Source organism: Methylobacterium gossipiicola (assembly GCF_900113485.1).
Taxonomy (GTDB): Bacteria; Pseudomonadota; Alphaproteobacteria; order Rhizobiales; family Beijerinckiaceae; genus Methylobacterium; species Methylobacterium gossipiicola.
On sequence record NZ_FOPM01000008.1, the window covers coordinates 111273 to 129534 of the forward strand.

Below are 18262 nucleotides of genomic sequence, written 5' to 3' on the forward strand. Positions count from 1 at the left end.
ATGTGTTTCGCCGGGCCGATGTCGGGGCGTCGCCGATGCCTCATTGAACGAGGCGTGAGTGTTTGACGCGCGATCAGGAAGAAACGCCAGCACCTAACCTTTTGTCGGGGATTTGGAGGATTTCGTTAACCATCGGGCGGCATTGATGGGCGAAGGTCTGTCTCAGGGTTCGTCCATGTCGGTTCTGTCGCACATCAAAATACTGTACAAGTTCCTGCTTGTCGTCGGCATGATCGGCCTCGTCGTCGGAGGTTGTGCCTGGTACTCTTCCGTTCAGATGGGTGCGATCGATACGGCCTACACACGGTTCATCGACAGGGATTCCCGCGCCGCAACGAGCGCACGCCGCCTCAATCGCCTCGTCTACCAGATGGGTTACACCGCCTACCGGATGGTGGCCGAGACCGACCGGGAGGCCGTTCTGAGGGTCAGTGCCAGTTTCGAGGCATTGCCCGCTGAGGTTCACTCGCTTCTGGCCGAGGTTCGTACCAACGCGCCGTACTTCGCCCCGCGCGTCGACGCGGTTGCGGATCTCCTCGACAGCTACGTCCGCAACATCGAACTCATGCGCGCCCTGGCGGCACAGGATCGCAATGCCCAGGCCCTCGCCCTCGGGCACGAGAAGGTCGACCCCGTTCAGGAGAAGGTGTTCCTGGCCGTCCGCGCCCTCGGGAAGGACATCGAGACACGGATTGAGCAGGGCTCTGACGATTTGACCGCCCAAACCATCGCCACCCGCCGCAACACCATGATCCTGTCGGTGGGCGGCCTCTTGCTCGGGGCGCTGCTGGCGACGCTCGTGGTGATCTTCAGCATCACCCGCCCCATCGCGGGCTTGATCGGGGCGCTGCAGGGCATGGCCCGGGGCGACGTCGACGCGCGCATCCCGGAAGCCGGACGCGGCGACGAGATCGGTGCCATCGGCCGTGCCGTGGAGGGGATCAGGGCACTGGTGGCGCAGAAGGCCGCCGAGGAGGCCGAGATCCGTCGGATCGCCGATGCGGCGGCAGTAACGGCGCGTCGCCGCACCATGATCGAACTCGCCGATGGCTTCGAGGGCGCGGTGGGCGGCATCGTCGGACAATTGTCCACCGCCGCCACCACGCTCCAGACCACCGCCCGGTCCATGAGCGCCACCGCCACCGAGACCGCGAGCCAGTCCACCACCGTGGCGGCGGCGGCCGAGGAGGCGGCAGCCAATGTCGGCACCGTGGCGGCGGCGGCCGAGGAACTCGGCGCCTCCGTGCAGGAAATCAGCCGCCAGGTCGGCGGTTCCGCCGACCTGGCGCACGCGGCCGTGTCGGAAGCGGATCAGACGGTCGCCCTCGTCCAGACCCTCGCGACGGCGGCGGCCCGCGTCGGCGACGTGGTCGGGCTCATCTCGAGCATCGCCGGCCAGACCAACCTGCTGGCCCTCAACGCGACCATCGAGGCGGCGCGGGCCGGCGAATCCGGCCGGGGCTTCGCCGTGGTGGCGACGGAGGTGAAGGAACTCGCCGGCCAGACGGCGCGGGCGACGGAGGAGATCGCCAGCCAGATCACCCAGATCCAGGGGGCCACGGGTCAGGCCGTCACGGCCATCGGCAACATCACCAACCGCATCCGCGAGATCAGCGGCGTCGCCACCACCATCGCGGCCGCCGTCGAAGAACAGGGCGCGGCGACCCAGGAGATCGTGCGCAACGTTTCTCAGGCGGCCGTCGGCACCGGCGAGGTCACGGGCAACATCACCGGTGTCGCCCGGGCGGCGGAGGAAACGGGGACCGCGGCGAACCACGTCCTGTCTTCCGCCTCCGACCTGTCGCGCCAGTCCGATCACCTCGGCGTCGAGGTCCGTCGCTTCCTCGCCACCGTTCGGGCGGCGTGATCGCGCGCGGCTGATGTCGTTCGGTTGGCGAATCAGCCGAGGCGCGGGGTGCCGGCCGGAATCGCGCCGGGGGCGATGTCCCCCCGGCGGGCCGTCAGGGTGAGCCCCAACGCCAGGACGGCGATGCCGGCGCCGAGCCAGGGCAGGCTGCCGTAGCCGAGTCCCAGGGTGAGGGCGCCGCCGCCCAGGGCGGCGCCGCTGGCGTTTCCGAGGTTGAACGCACCCTGGTTCAGGGTCGAGGCGAGGTTCGGCGCGTCGGTGGCCGCCTCCACCACCCAGACCTGCAGGGGCGAAACCAGGGCGAAGACCAGGGCGCCCCAGACCGGCAGGGTCAGGATTGCGGGGATCGCCGCCCGGCTGGTGAAGGCGAACAGCACCAGCACGGCCACGAGGGCGGCAAAGCTTCCGACCACCGTCGCCATCAGATGGCGGTCGGCCAAGCGTCCGCCCGCGAGGTTGCCCAGTGTCAGGCCGAGACCGAACAGCAGCAGGGCGCCCGTCACTTCGTGCGGGGTCAAGCCGCTGACGCTGACGAGGAGCGGCGCGATGTAGGTGAAGACCGTGAACAGGCTGACGGAGGCCAGGGTGCTCACCAGCATCGGCAGCAGGACGCTCCAGCGGCGCAGGGAGCGGAACTCCCCGGCGAGGCCGCCCCGCGAGCCCGGCAGGCCCCGGGGCACGAAGGCCGCGATGGCGGCGGCCGCGATCACGCCGAGGCCGAGTACGGCCCAGAACGTCGCCCGCCAGCCCGCGACCTGCCCGAGCGCCGTGCCGAACGGAACCCCGAGGACGTTGGCAAGGGTCAGGCCGGTGAACATCAGGGCCACGGCCTGGGCCCGTTGCGTCGGGGGAACGAGGTTGCTCGCCACCACGGCGCCGATTCCGAAGAACGCCCCGTGGGCGAAGGCCGTGACGACGCGCGCGATCATGAGGGCGCCATAGGTCGGCGCAAGGGCGCAGCCGAGATTGCCGATGAGGAAGACGCCCATGAGCACGAGGAGCGCCGTCTTGCGCGGCAGCCGCGCCGTGGCGATGGCCACGATGGGAGCCCCGACGGCGACGCCGAGGGCGTAGCCGGATACGAGCAGACCCGCCCGGGGAACGCTGACATCGAAGCTTGTCGCCACCTCGGGCAGCAGGCCCATGATGACGAACTCGGTGGTGCCGATGCCGAAAGAGGCCGCGGCCAAAGCCAGGATCGGAGCCGATAACAAGCGTGGACTGGATCGCATCGAGCGCCTCGCATTCGCGGCCCCGGGCGCGAGCCACGCGGGGCGATCACGCTGCAGTGCAGCATACGGTGCGATCTAACACGGTCGCGCAGGGGCGCCGATGCCCCCTGTTTCGCGGGTCTCCCGCGCCCGGAACATGGAACCCGGTCGGAACTCAGCGCCGAGGGGCGATCGAGAATGCGAAAAGCCACCCCCGTCGGGCGGGGATGGTTTGGCGAAGGGGCGGGCGACCCGACAGGAACGCCCGAACGCGAAGAACTCAGGCGTCGGCCTTCTTGCGGGGGCCGCGACGCTTCTTCTCGGGCGCGGTGGGGGCCTCCGGCTCGTCCTGCGGCTCCGGCTCGGCGCTCGCGACCTCTTCCTCGGGGCCGGACTTGGCGAGACCCTTGCGGCGCTGCTGGCCGAGACCGAGGGCGCGGGCGAGTTCGGAGCGTTGTTCGGAATAGCTCGCCGACGTCATCGGGTAATCGGGCGCGAGGCCCCACTTGGCGCGGTACTGCTCCGGCGTCAGGCCGCGCAGGGTCAAGTGGCGGCGCAGGGTCTTGTACTGCTTTCCGTCCTCGAAGCTGATCAAGTAATCCGCCGTGATGGAGCGACGAATTTCCTGCGGTGTCGCCTTCGGCGGACCGGCCTCGGCGGCCGGTGCACCCGTGGCCGTCACGCCCCGGATCGCTTCATGGACATCGCTGAGCAGTTTCGGCAGCTCGGCGCTCTGGACATGGTTGTTGCTGACATAAGCGGAGACGATATCCGCCGCCAGGGTGATTAAACGAGCTGAATCGGATTCTGTGTCGGTCATAGGACGGATGCCACTCTTAACTTAAATCGTACTCGTTGAGAGCCTAAGCTCAGTTCTTTTCGCGATCAATGTTTTGTCGCGCCGATTTGAAGTTTTTTCGCCACTAGTTGTGGATCGGTGCTGAAATCCTCGCGCTTCACACGCAGCGCTTGGCGTCATCCCGCATGAGTTGCTGAACGTCGCTGCGATGCGAATGCCCTGCCGCGCGGTGCGCGATGTCCGAAGAAAAGCCGTCTTCCGAATCACCGGCACCGGTAAGCGTTCGCCATCGGGCGCGTGTAGCGTGTTCTACTCCCGAACGATCACGATACCGGCTCATCTTGGAGTCGACCGCCGAAATTCCATGGCCTCCCGGAAAAAATTCGTCCCGGCCATGTCGATCGACGAATTTGCCTGGGGGAGGTTTCAATACTGGCAGTGGCACGATCGAAATCTCTTGGCAATGGCATCCGGCTCCCGATACCGCCATCCACCGAAGATGAGCGATGATCCTGTGCCGTCGATTGCCGTTCGCAAGCGCACAAGAGGTCGGTGCGACGGCTCTACGAACCGCCGTCGTCCGGGGCCGTCTTTCACGGTACCGGTGAAACCCTCAATGGATACGGGCGAAGACCCATCGTCTCCATGAAGAGCCGGATGCGCCATGGATCGGCGCGCCGAAGCCCGGCAAGTCTGAATCGCGCCGTTAACCATCCGCTAACCATGCGGGCGGCAAATCTTGCCGGGTCCCAGTCCGGGGCAGCGGGGATAGCGATGAGTGAGGCGGCCACGCCGGTGTCGGGGCAAGGATCGGGGCTGGCGGGCGCCGGCCTAAGCTTCGGTCAGTTCGCGAGTTTCGCGAAGCCCAATCGAGCCAACTTCCAGGCGCTTTCGAAGCGCACCGACCTGTTCTTCGCCGCGGCCGTGATGGGCATCCTCACGGTGCTCATCTTCCCCCTGCCCGCCTTCCTGCTCGATCTGCTGCTCGCCGTCTCGATCATCATCTCGGTGCTGATCATGATGACGGGGTTGTTCATCGACAACCCGCTCGAGTTCACCGTCTTCCCGACGTTGTTGCTCGTCGCGACCCTGCTGCGGCTCGCCCTCAACCTCGCCTCGACCCGCCTCATCCTCGGCCACGGCCACGAAGGGACGGCGGCGGCCGGTCACGTCATCGAGGCGTTCGGCAACTTCGTGATGGGGGGCAACTTCATCATCGGGATCATCGTGTTCGCGATTCTCATCATCGTGAACTTCGTGGTCATCACCAAGGGGTCGGGCCGTATCGCCGAAGTCGCGGCGCGCTTCACCCTCGACGCCATGCCGGGCAAGCAAATGGCCATCGACGCCGACCTCTCGGCGGGCCTCATCGACGAGAAGGCCGCCAAGGCCCGCCGCGCCGCCCTGGAGGAGGAATCCTCGTTCTTCGGCGCCATGGACGGCGCCTCGAAGTTCGTGCGCGGAGACGCCATCGCGGCCCTGCTCATCACCTTCATCAACGTCATCGGCGGCATCATCATCGGCGTCGCCCAACAGGGCATGCCGTTCATGGGAGCGGCCAAGACCTACACCCTGCTCACCATCGGTGACGGCCTCGCCTCGCAGGTGCCCGCCCTCATCGTCTCGACGGCGGCCGGTATCCTCGTCTCGAAGGCCGGCGTGAAGGGCTCGGCCGACAAGGCGCTCGGCAAGCAGCTCGCCAACTATCCGAAGGCGCTCGGCATGTCGGCCGGCGTCATGGTGCTGCTCTCGTTCCTGCCCGGCATGCCGATGCTGCCCTTCCTGGGGCTCGCCGCCGCTTCAGGCTACGCCGCCTGGCACTTCGCCAAGCTTGCCCGCGAAGCCATGCCCCGCGATGCCGACGGCGTGCCCATGGACGCCACCGCCGTGGCGGCGGCCAAGGAGGAGACGGTGACGGATCTCCTCAAGCTCGACGACCTCAAGCTCGAGATGGGTTACGCGCTCCTCGCCCTCGTCAACGGTCCCGAGGGGCAGGACCGGCTGACCGACCAGATCAAGGCCCTGCGCCGCCAGCTCGCCGCCGACCTCGGTTTCGTGATGCCGTCCGTGCGCATCCTCGATAACGTCCAGCTCGATGCCAACGCCTACGTGGTGCGGGTGAAGGAGATCGAGGCCGGCACGGGGCAGATCTTTCCCGGTCTCTACATGGCCATGGATCCCATGGGCGGTCAGGTGCAGCTCCCCGGCCAGCACATGACGGAGCCGACCTTCGGCCTGCCCGCCACCTGGATCGACGCGTCCCTGCGCGATCAGGCCCAGCTCAAGGGCTACACCGTGGTGGACGCCGCGACCGTGGTCTCGACGCACCTCACCGAAATCATCAAGGCCCACGTCTCGGAGCTTCTCAGCCACGTCGAGGTGCAGAAGCTCCTGCGCGAGGCCTCGAAGGAGCACGGCGAGCTCCTCAAGGAGGTGATGCCGAGCCAGATCGCCTCGACGGGCATCCAGCGCGTGCTGCAGTTCCTCCTCGCCGAGCGCGTCTCGATCCGCGACATGGGCTCGATCATCGAAGGCGTCGCCGAGGTCGCCGGTCACCTCAAGAACCCGCGCGACATCGTCGAGCACGTGCGCGCCCGCCTCGGCCGCCAGATCTGCGCCCAGTATCAGGGGGCGGACGGCATGTTGCCGATCATTACCCTGTCGCCCGCCTGGGAGCAGGCCTTCCTCGACTCCATCGCCGGCGACCGCGACGAGCGCTACCTCGCCATGCAGCCGTCCAAGCTCTCGGAATTCGTCAACGCTGTCCGCGATCAGTTCGAGACCGCCGCGCGCATGGGCGAGATGCCGGTCCTCGTCACTTCGGTCCAGTCCCGCCCGTTCGTCCGCTCCATCATCGAACGCTTCCGCCGCGAGACCCCGGTCATCAGCCAGGCGGAAATTCATCCCCGCGCCCGCCTGAGGACGGTGGGATCGGTGTGATCCTGGCGGCCCCCGCGATACAAAAAGAAGACCCGCTTCGCGTCCGCCTCGAAAGGATCGGATGCAAGCGGGCCTTCGGAATCGAAAAGCCTTCGGGCGCGAGCGCCTTCAGGATCGTGGGATCACACGCGGGCCTTGCGAATCCGCGCGTCCAGGGCGTTGGGATCGACGCCCGGGGCGGTCAGGGGCGCGGCGGGCGGCGTCTCCACGGGGGAGCCGCCCTTGATGGCGTTGGCGAGGCGGTTGCGCTCGTAGAGCAGCACCACGATCACCGAGATGAGGAACGGCAGCCAGAAGTAGAACAGCCGGAACACCAGAAGCGCGGCGATGATGGACGGGCGCGGGAGGTCGGGCATCGCCACCACGAAAACGAGTTCGAACACGCCGAGGCCGCCGGGGGCGTTCGACACCAGGGCGGCGGAGAACGAGGCGAGGAACACGGCGAGAACCACGAGGAAGCCCGGATTTCCGGCCTCCGGAAGGGCAAAGTAGATGATGCCGGCGGCCCCCAGGAGTTCCAAGGGAGCGGCGATGATCTGCCGGATCATGATCTGAGGACGCGGATATTCGAGCTTGAACGACCGGATCGTCAGGGGCCTGAGGCGCAGCAGCGAGCCGATCACATACAGGGCGACGAAGCCCAGCAGGGCGATGCCGAGGGTGCGGGCGGTCGCCGGATCGGTGAGCACCGAGGGCAGATAACCGTTGAGGCGGGTCAGGGTGTCGGGCAGGGCCACGAGGACGAAGCCGCCGAGCAGGATGGTGCCGAGGCCGAAGGTGAACGAGCACAGGGCCACCAGCACGGCGACCTGGGCCGCCGACAGGCCCTTGGCGGTATAGGCGCGGTAGCGCACCACGGCGCCCGAGAACACCGAGGCGCCGATGTTGTGCGACAGGGCGTAGGTGGTGAAGGAACAGACCGAGACGAAGAACCACGAGATGTGCTTGACGCCCAGATGCAGCAGGGCGATGCGGTCGTACCAAGCGAGGGCGGCGTAGGCCACGAGGGTCGCGAGGCCCGCCAGGAGGAAGCGGTGGAGCGGGATCTGGGCGAAGCTGCCCTTGATCTCCGCGATCGAGATGCCGGCGAGCTCGCGATAGAGCAGGTAGCCGGAGACCACCACGGCGGCGAGGCCGATGATCGGCCAGATGAAATCGCTGATCTTCTTCATGATCGACAGGTGAGCCCCACTTAAGCGGGCCCTCCCTGCACGACGTGATCCGGTACCGCAAGCGAACGGCGCGGGCGGGCAAATCCGGGAGGAAGCCGGCACGAGGGCGCTGATGGCAGCCGATCATGACGGTTTCGTGCCGGAGTGCCCCGCGGTGCGGCTTGCCGTCAGGCGCGGATGCGTGACAGGCCGATTCCATCCATGGCTGCCTGATCGCGGGCGGCCTCGGCGGCGCGCTCGGCGCTGCGCTCGCGGTCGTCAAGGATCTCGATTTTCTTCAGTTCCTCGAACGCTTCTCCGAGTTCGGCCTTGGCCTCCGCCAATTGGCCTTCGAGGGCGGCGGCGGACTGGCGCATGTTGTCGCGGCGCGTCGCCGCCGCGCGGGCATAGGTCGGATAGGCGAAGTGGCCGACGTCGGTGATGCCGGCGCGGCCCTCTTCGTGAGCGACTTCGCGGTCGAGTTCGAGGGCCATGCGGGTAAAGTCGGCCATCATCATCTCGATCTGCGTCACGCGCCGACGCTTCTCGTCGACCTGGAAACGCCGCAGTCGGATCAGCGTGTCACGCGATTTCATCTGATGGGTCCACTCCACGCAACGCACGCACGTTCCGGGACAGCCCGCCCCCGGCCCAAGCGGCGTGGGGGCGTCGTTCAGGAATCGCCGACGATCTCGGCGAGGCGTGCGTAACCCTCACCGATCGAAGTTGCTTCTTCCTTACCCTGACCCAGAAAAGCCTCGATATCAGGCATCAAAGCGATGGCTTCGTCCACTTCGGGCGACGCGCCGGCCCGGTAGGCCCCCAGCCGGATCAGTTCCTCCATGTCGGCGTAGGTCGACAGCACGCGCCGGGCGCGCTTGACCGTGGGCAGGTAAGCCGGGTCGCAGGCCTTGGGCATGGTGCGCGAGACCGAGCGCAGGACGTTGATGGCCGGGTAACGCCCGCGTTCGGCGATGCCGCGCTCCATCACGATATGCCCGTCGAGGATGCCGCGCACGGCGTCGGCCACGGGCTCGTTGTGATCGTCGCCCTCGACCAGAACGGTGAACAACCCCGAGATCGCCCCCTGCCCCGTGCCGGGGCCGGCCCGCTCCAGCAGGCGGGGCAATTCCGAGAACACCGTCGGGGTGTAGCCCTTGGCGGTGGGCGGCTCGCCGGCCGCGAGACCGATGTCGCGCTGGGCCATGGCGAAGCGCGTCACGGAATCGATCATGCACAACACCTGCGCGCCCTGATCGCGAAAATACTCCGCTACCGCCAGGGTCACGTAGGCGGCGTTGCGGCGCATGAGGGCCGGCTCGTCGGAGGTCGCCACCACCACCACGGAGCGGGCGAGCCCGGCCGCGCCGAGGTCGTCCTGCAGGAATTCCTGCACCTCGCGGCCGCGCTCGCCCACGAGGCCGATCACCGCGACATCGGCGGCGGTGTAGCGGGCGAGCATGGACAGCAGCACCGACTTCCCGACGCCGGAGCCGGCGAAGATGCCCATGCGCTGGCCCGCGCACATGGTCAGGAAGGTGTTGATGCAGCGGATGCCGAGATCGAGGGGCGGCCCGACCCGCTTGCGGGCATGGGCCGGGGGCGGATCGGCCCGCAGGGGATAGATCGCCGGACCCGCCTCCAGGGGGCCGAGGCCGTCGATGGGGCGGCCCAGGGCGTCGATGGTGCGCCCGAGCCAGGCGGCCGAGGGCCGGAGGGCACCGGCGGCCTCGTCGCGGACATAGGCCGGACAACCCCGGCGGACGCCTTCGAGGGAGCCGAACGGCATGGCAAGCGCCCGTTCGCCCTGGAAGCCGATGATCTCGCAGGGCACGGCCCCGGTTCCCGTCTCCACGGCGATGTCGAGGCGGCCGCCGAGGCGCATGGCGGCCACGGGGCCGGCGACTTCGACCAGGAGGCCGCGGATGGCGACGACCCGGCCGTAAACCTCCATCTGTTCGATCCCGGCGAGGGCTGCGCCCGCGTCGGAAAGGCGCGCCCACGTACCAATGGCAGGTCGGTCGGTCATCGGCGGTTCTCTCAACCCTTCGTTTACCTCCTTCCTTAACACTGCGACCATCGGGCCGGTAGCAAGCCCTTCGCCCTCACGGTCGGGGGGACGGTTTTTCTTCGGGGGCGTCCGCATCTCGCGATGACGTGTTCCGGAAGGCACAGGTTTCGGCCCGGTACGGTCTTTGGGGCGCTTGGGGGAGAATCTTCAGGTGATGCATGAAGCGGCGGGACGGCCTGTGGAGAACAGACAGCCAACCGTCGCGGGGATCACCCGAAACGACGTCCAAATCGCCGCTTGGCCGGTGAATCAGGTTTTGTTAACGATTAACCACTAGCGTTTAACGTCACTGACGAGGGAGCGTCCGCCGCGGGCCGGTAGCGGACGACGGCGGGGGTGTGCCCGTACGCTTGCACACGACCGGCTGGGCTGGGGACCGACGATGCGGGTACTTCTGATCGAGGACGATAGCGCGACCGCGCAGAGCATCGAGCTGATGCTCAAGTCCGAGAGCTTCAACACCTACACAACCGATCTCGGTGAGGAGGGAATCGACCTCGGCAAGCTCTACGACTACGACATCATTCTGCTCGACCTGAACCTGCCCGACATGTCGGGCTATGAGGTGCTGCGCAACCTTCGCGTCGCCAAGGTCAAGACCCCGATCCTGATTCTTTCCGGCATGGCCGGGATCGAAGACAAGGTGAAGGGCCTCGGTTTCGGTGCCGACGACTATCTGACGAAGCCGTTCCACAAGGACGAGCTCGTGGCCCGCATCCACGCCATCGTGCGCCGCTCGAAGGGCCATGCCCAGTCGGTGATCACGACGGGCGACCTCATCGTGAACCTCGACCAGAAGACCGTCGAGGTGTCCGGAGCGCGGGTGCACCTCACGGGCAAGGAGTACCAGATGCTGGAGCTCCTCTCCCTGCGCAAAGGCACGACGCTGACGAAGGAGATGTTCCTCAACCATCTCTACGGCGGCATGGACGAGCCCGAACTCAAGATCATCGACGTATTCATCTGCAAGCTGCGCAAGAAACTCGCCAATGCCAGCCAGGGCAAGAACTACATCGAGACCGTTTGGGGTCGCGGTTACGTCTTGCGCGAACCGAACGAGGGCGAGGAGCGCATCGCCGTCTGAGGCGGCGTCGGCTCGAGCCGACGCTTTCCCTCCGGGCTCGTCGGGCGACGGGAGTTTTCTCGGACGCGACCGGAGACGAAAAAAGCCCCGCGCGAGCGGGGCTTTTTTCATGCGCATAGCCATGGGATTGCGCAGCTCGGTTTGTCCCCGCGCGCCGCGCTGGCCTCGCGATCCGGTTCCGGAGCGTTCGACCGCAACCGGATCTCGATCGCTCCGAAGGAAGCGGATCGAGATCCGAGGCCGGCGTTCTTACAGTCCGACGACCCGCCGCAGCGGAGGTGCCGCAACCGACGGGGCCGGGTTGTAGAGGCCGCGGTGGCGAGGGTTCGGCACGAGGCGGTCCGTGAGGCCGATCACCGTCTCGGCGGCACCGAGAAGCAAGGCGCCGTCCGGGGCGAGGCTGGCCCCGATCCGGGCGAGGACGTCGCCCTTCGTCGCCGCGTCGAAATAGATGAGCACGTTGCGACAATAGACGATGTCGAAGGTGCCCAGCGCGTCGAACGAGTGCAGCAGGTTGAGGGGACGGAAATCCACCATCTGGCGCAGGGGGGCGGAGATCCGCCACTGCTCGCCGACCTGCTCGAAATGCTTGATCAGCAGTTGCACCGGCAAGCCGCGCTGTACCTCGAAATGGCTGTAGAGACCGGCCCTCGCCTTCTCCAGAACCTCCGTGGACAGGTCCGTGGCGATGAGATCGACGGACCAGCCGGCAAGACGCGGGGCGGCCTCGCGCAGCAGCATGGCGAGGGAATACGGCTCCTGCCCCGTCGAGGCCGCCGCGCACCAGATCCGGATACGACGTTGAGCGGCCCGTCGGGCCATGGCCTCGGGCAACAGTACGTCGCGGAACAGGTCGAACGGTGCCTGATCGCGGAAGAAGAACGTCTCGTTGGTGGTCATCGCCTCCACCACGGCCTTCTCTATGGCGCCATCGCGGCCGTTCTTGAGGGCGTTGGCGAGGTCGTGGAGGGTGGCGAGGTTGAAGCGGCGGCACACGGGGCCGAGGCGGCTCTCGATGAGATAGCGCTTCTCGCCGCTGAGGGCGAGGCCCGAGCGGGTCTTGAGGTAACCGCGCAGGAAATCGAATTCGAGGTCGGTCATGCGCTCTTCCCCGTCAGCAGATTGCGCAGGGCGCCGCCGATCTCGCCCAGCGGCAGGATCGCCTGGGCAAGCCCGGCCTTGGCGATGCTGCCGGGCATGCCCCAGACCGTGCTGGTGGCTTCGTCCTGGGCCAGGACGGCGGCGCCGGCCTCCGTCAACGCCCGGGCGCCGTTGGTTCCGTCCGAGCCCATCCCGGTGAGCACCACCGACAGGGCGGAGGCTCCGAAGATCGTGGCCGCGTCCTGGAACAGCACGTCGACGGCGGGGCGGCAGAAGTTGACCAGGGGGCCGTCATGGAGGCGGATCGACACGTCGGGCCGTCCGGCCGCGCCGGAGAGGCCCATGTGACGACCGCCCGGAGCGACGTAGATCCGGCCGGGCTGGAGCCGCTCGTCGGCCTTGCCCTCGGCGGCCGGCAGGCCGGTGCGGGCGCCGAGGTGTTCGGCGAACACCGCTGTGAACACCGGCGGCATGTGCTGCACGATGAGCACGGGGAACTGCTTCAGGGTCGCGGCGCCGATTTTCTCCAGGACCTCCCCGACGGCTCGGGGGCCGCCCGTGGAGGCGCCGATGAGCAGGACCCGCGGCGCCACGGTGGCGCGCGCCTTGGGGCGCAGCACGAGGGGGCTCGTCGGCTTCAGGGCGGAGACGGGTGCCGGTTGGGCCACCATGCCCATGGGGCTCGCGATCGGCCCACGCTTGCGGGCACGGGCGCTACCGAACAGGCGCACCCGTTCGATGAGTTCCGTCCGGAAGGCGTCCGAGGTGGTGACGCCGCGGTTGCTCTCCGGCTTGGCGAGGTAATCGACGGCCCCGAGGGACAGGCAGCGTAGGGAGATGTCTGCGTTCCGGGTGGTCAGGGTCGACATCATCACGACCTGGACGCCGGGGCTCTTCGCCAGCAGCAGCGGCAGGGCCTGGGTGCCGTCGAGTTCCGGCATGTCGATGTCGAGGAGGATCACGTCGGGGTCGTGGCGGGCCATGGATTCCACGGCGATGCGGCCGTTGGAGGCCGTGGCCACGACGTCGAAACCGGCTTCTGCGATCCACCGGGCGACGAGGCCCCGCACCACGGCCGAATCATCGGCGATCATGACCCGGATGCGCGCGCCCGCGGCGGCGGCGGCCGGCCCCGGGGATTGCGGGTGGGAAAGCGTGTTGACTGCCAGCATGGATTTGGCGCCTCGACTGGGCGGAACTGTAGAGCGGTGGTGTCCGTCCGGCGGGCCGCTCGGCGGAGGCCGTCTTCAGAGCGAGGGGATCGCGTCGGCGAAGCCGACCTGCGCGAGCTTCGCGGTGACGATCTCGCGATCGAACGGCTTCATGATGTATTCGTCGGCCCCCGCATGCAGGGCGCGGGCGATGGCGCCGATGTCATTCTCCGTGGTGCAGAACAGCACCTTGGGCTTCTCGCCGCCGGGGGTCTGACGCAGGGCCTTGAGGAAGTCGTAGCCGTCCATGGTCGGCATGTTCCAGTCGAGGAGGATGGCGTCCGGCATGGACTCGCCGCAGGCGGCGAGGGCCATCTGTCCGTCCTCGGCCTCGCCGACCTGGAAGTTCATGGTCTCGAAGATCCGGCGCGCCACCTTCCGGATCACGGCGGAATCGTCGACGACGAGACAGGTCTTCATCGGTGTGTCCCCGTGGAATACGAAAGGCTCGGCGAGTGCCGCGGCGGAATCAGGCCGCGCCGGCCGTGAGATTCGGCGTGCCGAAGGCAAGCAGCGCATCGACGTCGAGGATCACCAGCAGGTGTCCGTCGAGGCGGTGGACGCCGAGCGACAGGTCGCGCCAGCGCGCATCGAGGTTGATCGGCACGGCCTCGTGGGTGTCGGTGCCGAGCTTCAGCACCTCGCCGACGCCGTCCACGATGAGGGCGAAGGTCTCGCCGCCCTGTTCGAGGCCGATGGCCATGCGCCCGGTTTCGCCTTCCCGGTCCGGCAGGCTGAGGCGTCGGCGCAGGCACAGGGCCGTCACCACGCGGCCGCGCAGGTTCAGGAGGCCGACGATCTCCGGGGGAGAGAGCGGCACCGGCGTCACCCCGGCGGGAATGAAGACGTCGTGGACCCGATTGATGGCGAGGCCGAACATGGTCTCGCCCACGAACACGGTGACGAAGTCGGTGGTGCCCGCCTCGGCGCGCGTGGCGTTGCTGTTTGCGGCCTGCATCATGGATGGAAACTCCGATCGAGCGCGAGGGCCGGCGTCAGGCGGCGTTGGAGAGGGTCTGGACGTCGATCTCGGCCAGCGCCGCGATGAGGCCGCTGCGGTCGAATTTCGCCACGAGGTCGACGATGGAGAGGGTGCGGGCCCGGGCGATGGCATCGGGGCCGATGGTGCCCGAGAGGCCGATCACCGGCAGGCCGGAGACGCGTCCCTCGATCTTGCGCATGGCGCCGACGAGGTCGAACCCGTTGCGGCCGGGCATCTCGAGATCGCAGACCACCATGTCGATACGGCCGTTGGACAGGAGGGCCGCCACGGCCTCGTCGGCGCTGCCGGCCGTGACCACCGCGTAACCCGCCGCCTTGAGAACCGGGGACAGCATGTCCCGGAAGAACGCCGAGTCGTCCACCAGCAGCACCGTCGCGGCCTGCTTGACCGCCTTCTTGGAGCCCCGTGCCCAGTCGTCGTAGGCGAGCGGCAGGAAGTGGGCGATGTTGATGATCTCGGTGGCGCGGCCCCGCAGGACGGCCGAACCGATGAGGTCGGAGCGATCGGCCGAGATCTCCACGTCGAGGCGCTCCTCGACGATGTCGACGATCTCGTCGACCACGAGGCCCATGGCCCGCTCGCCGTCCGAGAACACCACCAGAGCCTGGGACCCGGTTTCGCGGATGGTGATGGAGGCGTCCGCCGGGACGAGGGGCATGAGCCGGCCGCGATACTGGATGAGCGGACGCCCGCCGACCCACTCGACCTTGGAGGCCTCGATCTCCTCGAGACGGGTGACCAGGGAGAGCGGCACCGCCTTGTAGCTGCCCGCCCCGCCCTTGAAGACCAGGAGCGTCGCCTTGGCGTCGGCGGCCTCGATCTCCTCGGCCTCGGCTTCCACCGGGATCGCGCCGGACTGGGCGCTCTGGCTGACCTGCTGGGCGATGCCGTTGGGATCGACGATGAGCACCACGGCGCCGTCGCCCAGGATGGTGTTGCCGGCGAAGAGTGGCAGATGGCGCAGCTTCGACGACATCGGCTTCACGACGATCTCCTCCGTGTGGAACACCTCGTCCACGAGGATGCCGAAGCGCTGACGTCCGACCTGGGCCACCACCACGAAGCCCGAATCGATGGTGCTGGCGGGCGCGGCCTGGCCGAGGACACCCGTGAGGGTGACGATGGGCAGCAGCCGCTCGCGCAGGCGCAGGACCGGCGAGCCGTTGATGCGCTCCACCTGCTGAGCCGTCGACTTGTCGACCCGCACCAGTTCCAGCACCGCCACCTGCGGCACGGCGAAGCGCTGCTCGCCTGCCTTGACGATGAGGGCGGCGATGATCGCCAGGGTGAGGGGGATCTTGATGGTGAAGGTGGTGCCGCGCCCGAGCTGGGTGTTGATGTCGATGACGCCGCCGATGAGCTCGATGTTCGTCTTCACCACGTCCATGCCGACGCCGCGGCCCGAGACGGAGGTGACGGCGGCGGCGGTGGAGAAGCCGGGGTGGAAGATGAACTTCGCCACCTGGGCGTCGGTCATGCGCTCGATTTCGCCCTGCGACGCGATCTTGCGCTCCACGGCCTTGCGGCGGATGGCGACGAGGTCGAGGCCCTTGCCGTCGTCGGCGATCTCGATGGTGATGGTGCCGCCCTCGTGATAGGCGGACAGGCGGATGGTGCCCCGCGCGGGCTTGCCGGCGGCCTTACGTCCGGCCGCGTCCTCGATGCCGTGATCGGCCGAGTTGCGCACCATGTGGGTCAGGGGGTCCTTGATGACCTCGAGGACCTGACGGTCGAGTTCTGTCTCGGCGCCGCTCATGACGAGCTCGATCTGTTTGCCGAGTTCCGATGAGAGATCGCGCACCACGCGCGGCAGCTTCTGCCAGGCGTTGCCGATGGGCTGCATGCGCGTCTTCATGACGCCTTCCTGCAGCTCGGCGGTCACGTGGGAGAGGCGCTGCAGCGGCACCTTGTAGGTGGAATCGTCGTGGCGGCGGGCGATCTCGAGGAGCTGGTTGCGGGTCAGCACCAGCTCGGACACCATCGTCATGAGGTGTTCGAGGGTATCGACGTTGACGCGGATCGTCTGAACCTTGGCGACACCGCCTTCACCGCCCTCGGAGGCGGCGGGGGCGGCCTCCTTGGCCTGAGCCTTTGCGGGCTCGTCGTGCACGACGGCCTTGGGGGCCGGAGCCGGAGCCGGGGCGGGTACCGGAGCCGCGACGGCAGCCGGGGCCGGGATCGCCGGCAGGGGGGGGAGCGGGGGAAGGTCGTCGAACGAGTCGGGGCCCTCCGCCTCCAGGAAGGCGCGTTCCAGATCGTCGAGGCTGACCTCGCCGGGCTTCAATTCGCGCGAGACCGGTTCGGGAAGCTTGATCTCCGGCACGGGAGCCGCCACGGGAGCGGGCGCCTCCATCGGACCGGCGGACATCACATCGAGGGCGTCGATGAGGTCGCTGTCGCTGCCCGCCGGCTCCGAGCCGGTGTTCTCGAGGTCTGCGAGAATCGACTTCAGACGGTCGAGGGTCACGAGAATCAGGCTCACGGCGGCGCCGGTCACCGGCATGCCGTCGCGGAACTGCCCCATCAGGGTCTCGGCGGCGTGGGCCAGGGCTTCCAGGCGCGGCAGGCCGAGGAACCCGCAGGTGCCCTTGATGGTGTGGACGAGGCGGAAAATGTTCCGAAGGATCGTCTGGTTGTTCGGATCCTGCTCGAAACGCACGAGTTCGGCATCGACCGTGTCGAGATGCTCGGCGCTCTCGGTCAGGAACTCACGCAACAAGTCGTCCATGACGGGCACTCAGTCCAGAAACGCACTACGGTTTGTGCAGTCCGACCATGTACCCGAATGGGTTAGTGAAGAGTTTCCTTGCGCAAGGTCCGTCCAGGGAAACTGAGCGATGTCCGCCGCCGCACCCCTCGGTGGCCATTTATGGTTAATGAAATCTGTGCTCTCCTCCCTGTCGGAGGATCGCCCGATCGGACGCCGGAAACCTCGTCGTACGCCGTTGGGAATGCCGGGGCGGCGCGATGGGATCAGGCGAGGGCGGTTTCCGGCGGCTCCTCGTCGGAGACCGGGGGCTCGTCCACGGTTTCCGTGGCCGGCTTCGGCGTCGGCAAGGCCTCGATGGTCACCGTGTCGCCCGTGATCGAGAAGCGGACATCCATCTCGGCGGCCCGCGCCACGAGGCCGGCATAGAACGGCAGGATCGCGTGAGCGTCCACGGTGCCGTTCTCTGGTGTGCCGGCGATGAGGGCTTCGACATGGGGCGGAATGCGCGCGTGGGAGCCCTTGGCGGTGAGGACGATGCTGGGCGCCTCGCCGTCGCCCGTGACGGTCACGTCGATGAGGCCGCCGCGCGGGATCGCGCTCTGGGCGATCACGACGAGGTTGAGGATCAGCTTGACCTTGTTCTTCGGGTAGAGCGCCTGGGGAGCCGACCAGGCGAGCTGGGTCTTGTCGTCACCGAACATGCCGCGCGAAACCTTCTCGGCGTCGGCGAGGTCGATGGAGGCCCCGGCCGAGCCCGCCGCCCCGAAGGCAATGCGGGCGAACTGGAGCCGCGCCGAGGCTTGGCGCGCGCTCTTGGCGATGAGTTCGAGGGCGAACTCGCGCATGGAGGCATCCGACTCGTCCTCGAGCACCTCGAGGCCGTTCACGATGGCGCCCACCGGGCTGATCACGTCGTGGCAGACCCGGGAGCACAGCAGTGCCGACAGGTCGAGGGCGTCGAGTTGGACGAGGGTCATCTTGCGCTCCGCGCGAGGCACTTCTGGGGCCGCGGGCGATACGACCGAATGGACGCGGTCGATCGCCAACGGCACCGATAGACGCCGCCCGTTGCTTTGAAAAGCCGGAGCGCAGGCGATCCGGCGGGTCGGAAAAG

The 18262-nt window shown here is 67.8% G+C and carries 14 protein-coding genes; 3 read left to right on the forward strand and 11 right to left on the reverse strand.

Annotated elements, in window-relative coordinates:
* Window positions 1-175: 175 nt before the first annotated feature.
* Complete coding sequence (locus tag BM249_RS09210) at window positions 176-1867, forward strand: methyl-accepting chemotaxis protein (RefSeq protein ID WP_091971108.1); 1692 nt, start codon at window positions 176-178, stop codon at window positions 1865-1867.
* A gap of 32 nt (window positions 1868-1899) precedes the next feature.
* Here the strand turns inward: BM249_RS09210 and BM249_RS09215 are convergent, their stop codons facing one another.
* Both BM249_RS09215 and BM249_RS09220 read right to left on the reverse strand, forming a co-directional pair.
* Entirely contained in the window at window positions 1900-3099 is a 1200-nt protein-coding gene (locus BM249_RS09215; RefSeq protein WP_425284809.1) for an MFS transporter, read from the reverse strand.
* A 259-nt stretch (window positions 3100-3358) separates the two neighbouring features.
* The gene (locus BM249_RS09220; protein ID WP_091971112.1) at window positions 3359-3898 is read right to left on the reverse strand and encodes a Ros/MucR family transcriptional regulator; all 540 of its coding nucleotides are present in this window, start codon (window positions 3896-3898) and stop codon (window positions 3359-3361) included.
* A gap of 753 nt (window positions 3899-4651) precedes the next feature.
* Here BM249_RS09220 and flhA point away from each other — a divergent pair.
* Window positions 4652-6817, forward strand: coding sequence for a flagellar biosynthesis protein FlhA (gene flhA, locus BM249_RS09225; RefSeq protein ID WP_244528662.1), 2166 nt, complete (start codon window positions 4652-4654; stop codon window positions 6815-6817).
* Between the two features lie 122 nt (window positions 6818-6939).
* Here flhA and BM249_RS09230 read toward each other — a convergent pair whose 3' ends face one another.
* The 3 genes from BM249_RS09230 to fliI all read right to left on the reverse strand — a co-directional run bounded on the left by BM249_RS09230 (window position 6940) and on the right by fliI (window position 9997).
* A complete protein-coding gene (locus tag BM249_RS09230; RefSeq protein WP_091971115.1) occupies window positions 6940-7989 on the reverse strand; it encodes a lysylphosphatidylglycerol synthase domain-containing protein in 1050 nt (349 codons plus the stop codon).
* Between the two features lie 167 nt (window positions 7990-8156).
* Complete coding sequence (gene fliJ, locus BM249_RS09235) at window positions 8157-8564, reverse strand: flagellar export protein FliJ (RefSeq protein ID WP_091971117.1); 408 nt, start codon at window positions 8562-8564, stop codon at window positions 8157-8159.
* 77 nt (window positions 8565-8641) lie between these two features.
* Window positions 8642-9997, reverse strand: a complete 1356-nt coding sequence (gene fliI, locus BM249_RS09240; RefSeq protein ID WP_091971119.1) for a flagellar protein export ATPase FliI — start codon at window positions 9995-9997, stop codon at window positions 8642-8644.
* A 424-nt stretch (window positions 9998-10421) separates the two neighbouring features.
* Between fliI and ctrA the strand changes: the two genes are divergently transcribed.
* Complete coding sequence (ctrA, locus tag BM249_RS09245; protein ID WP_091971122.1) at window positions 10422-11123, forward strand: response regulator transcription factor CtrA; 702 nt, start codon at window positions 10422-10424, stop codon at window positions 11121-11123.
* 249 nt (window positions 11124-11372) lie between these two features.
* Here ctrA and BM249_RS09250 read toward each other — a convergent pair whose 3' ends face one another.
* The 6 genes from BM249_RS09250 to chpT all read right to left on the reverse strand — a co-directional run bounded on the left by BM249_RS09250 (window position 11373) and on the right by chpT (window position 18125).
* Entirely contained in the window at window positions 11373-12224 is an 852-nt protein-coding gene (locus BM249_RS09250; RefSeq protein WP_091971124.1) for a CheR family methyltransferase, read from the reverse strand.
* Entirely contained in the window at window positions 12221-13396 is a 1176-nt protein-coding gene (locus tag BM249_RS09255) for a protein-glutamate methylesterase/protein-glutamine glutaminase (protein WP_091971126.1), read from the reverse strand. Before BM249_RS09255 ends, BM249_RS09250 begins: the two co-directional genes overlap by 4 nt.
* A 75-nt stretch (window positions 13397-13471) precedes the next feature.
* Complete coding sequence (locus tag BM249_RS09260; protein ID WP_091971128.1) at window positions 13472-13855, reverse strand: response regulator; 384 nt, start codon at window positions 13853-13855, stop codon at window positions 13472-13474.
* A 49-nt stretch (window positions 13856-13904) separates the two neighbouring features.
* Entirely contained in the window at window positions 13905-14393 is a 489-nt protein-coding gene (locus BM249_RS09265; protein ID WP_091971269.1) for a chemotaxis protein CheW, read from the reverse strand.
* A 37-nt stretch (window positions 14394-14430) separates the two neighbouring features.
* Window positions 14431-17166, reverse strand: a complete 2736-nt coding sequence (locus tag BM249_RS09270) for a hybrid sensor histidine kinase/response regulator (protein ID WP_091971130.1) — start codon at window positions 17164-17166, stop codon at window positions 14431-14433.
* A 245-nt stretch (window positions 17167-17411) separates the two neighbouring features.
* Window positions 17412-18125 (reverse strand): histidine phosphotransferase ChpT, encoded by a 714-nt coding sequence (chpT, locus tag BM249_RS09275; protein ID WP_091971132.1) that lies wholly within the window; start codon window positions 18123-18125, stop codon window positions 17412-17414.
* Between the last annotated feature and the right edge of the window lie 137 nt (window positions 18126-18262).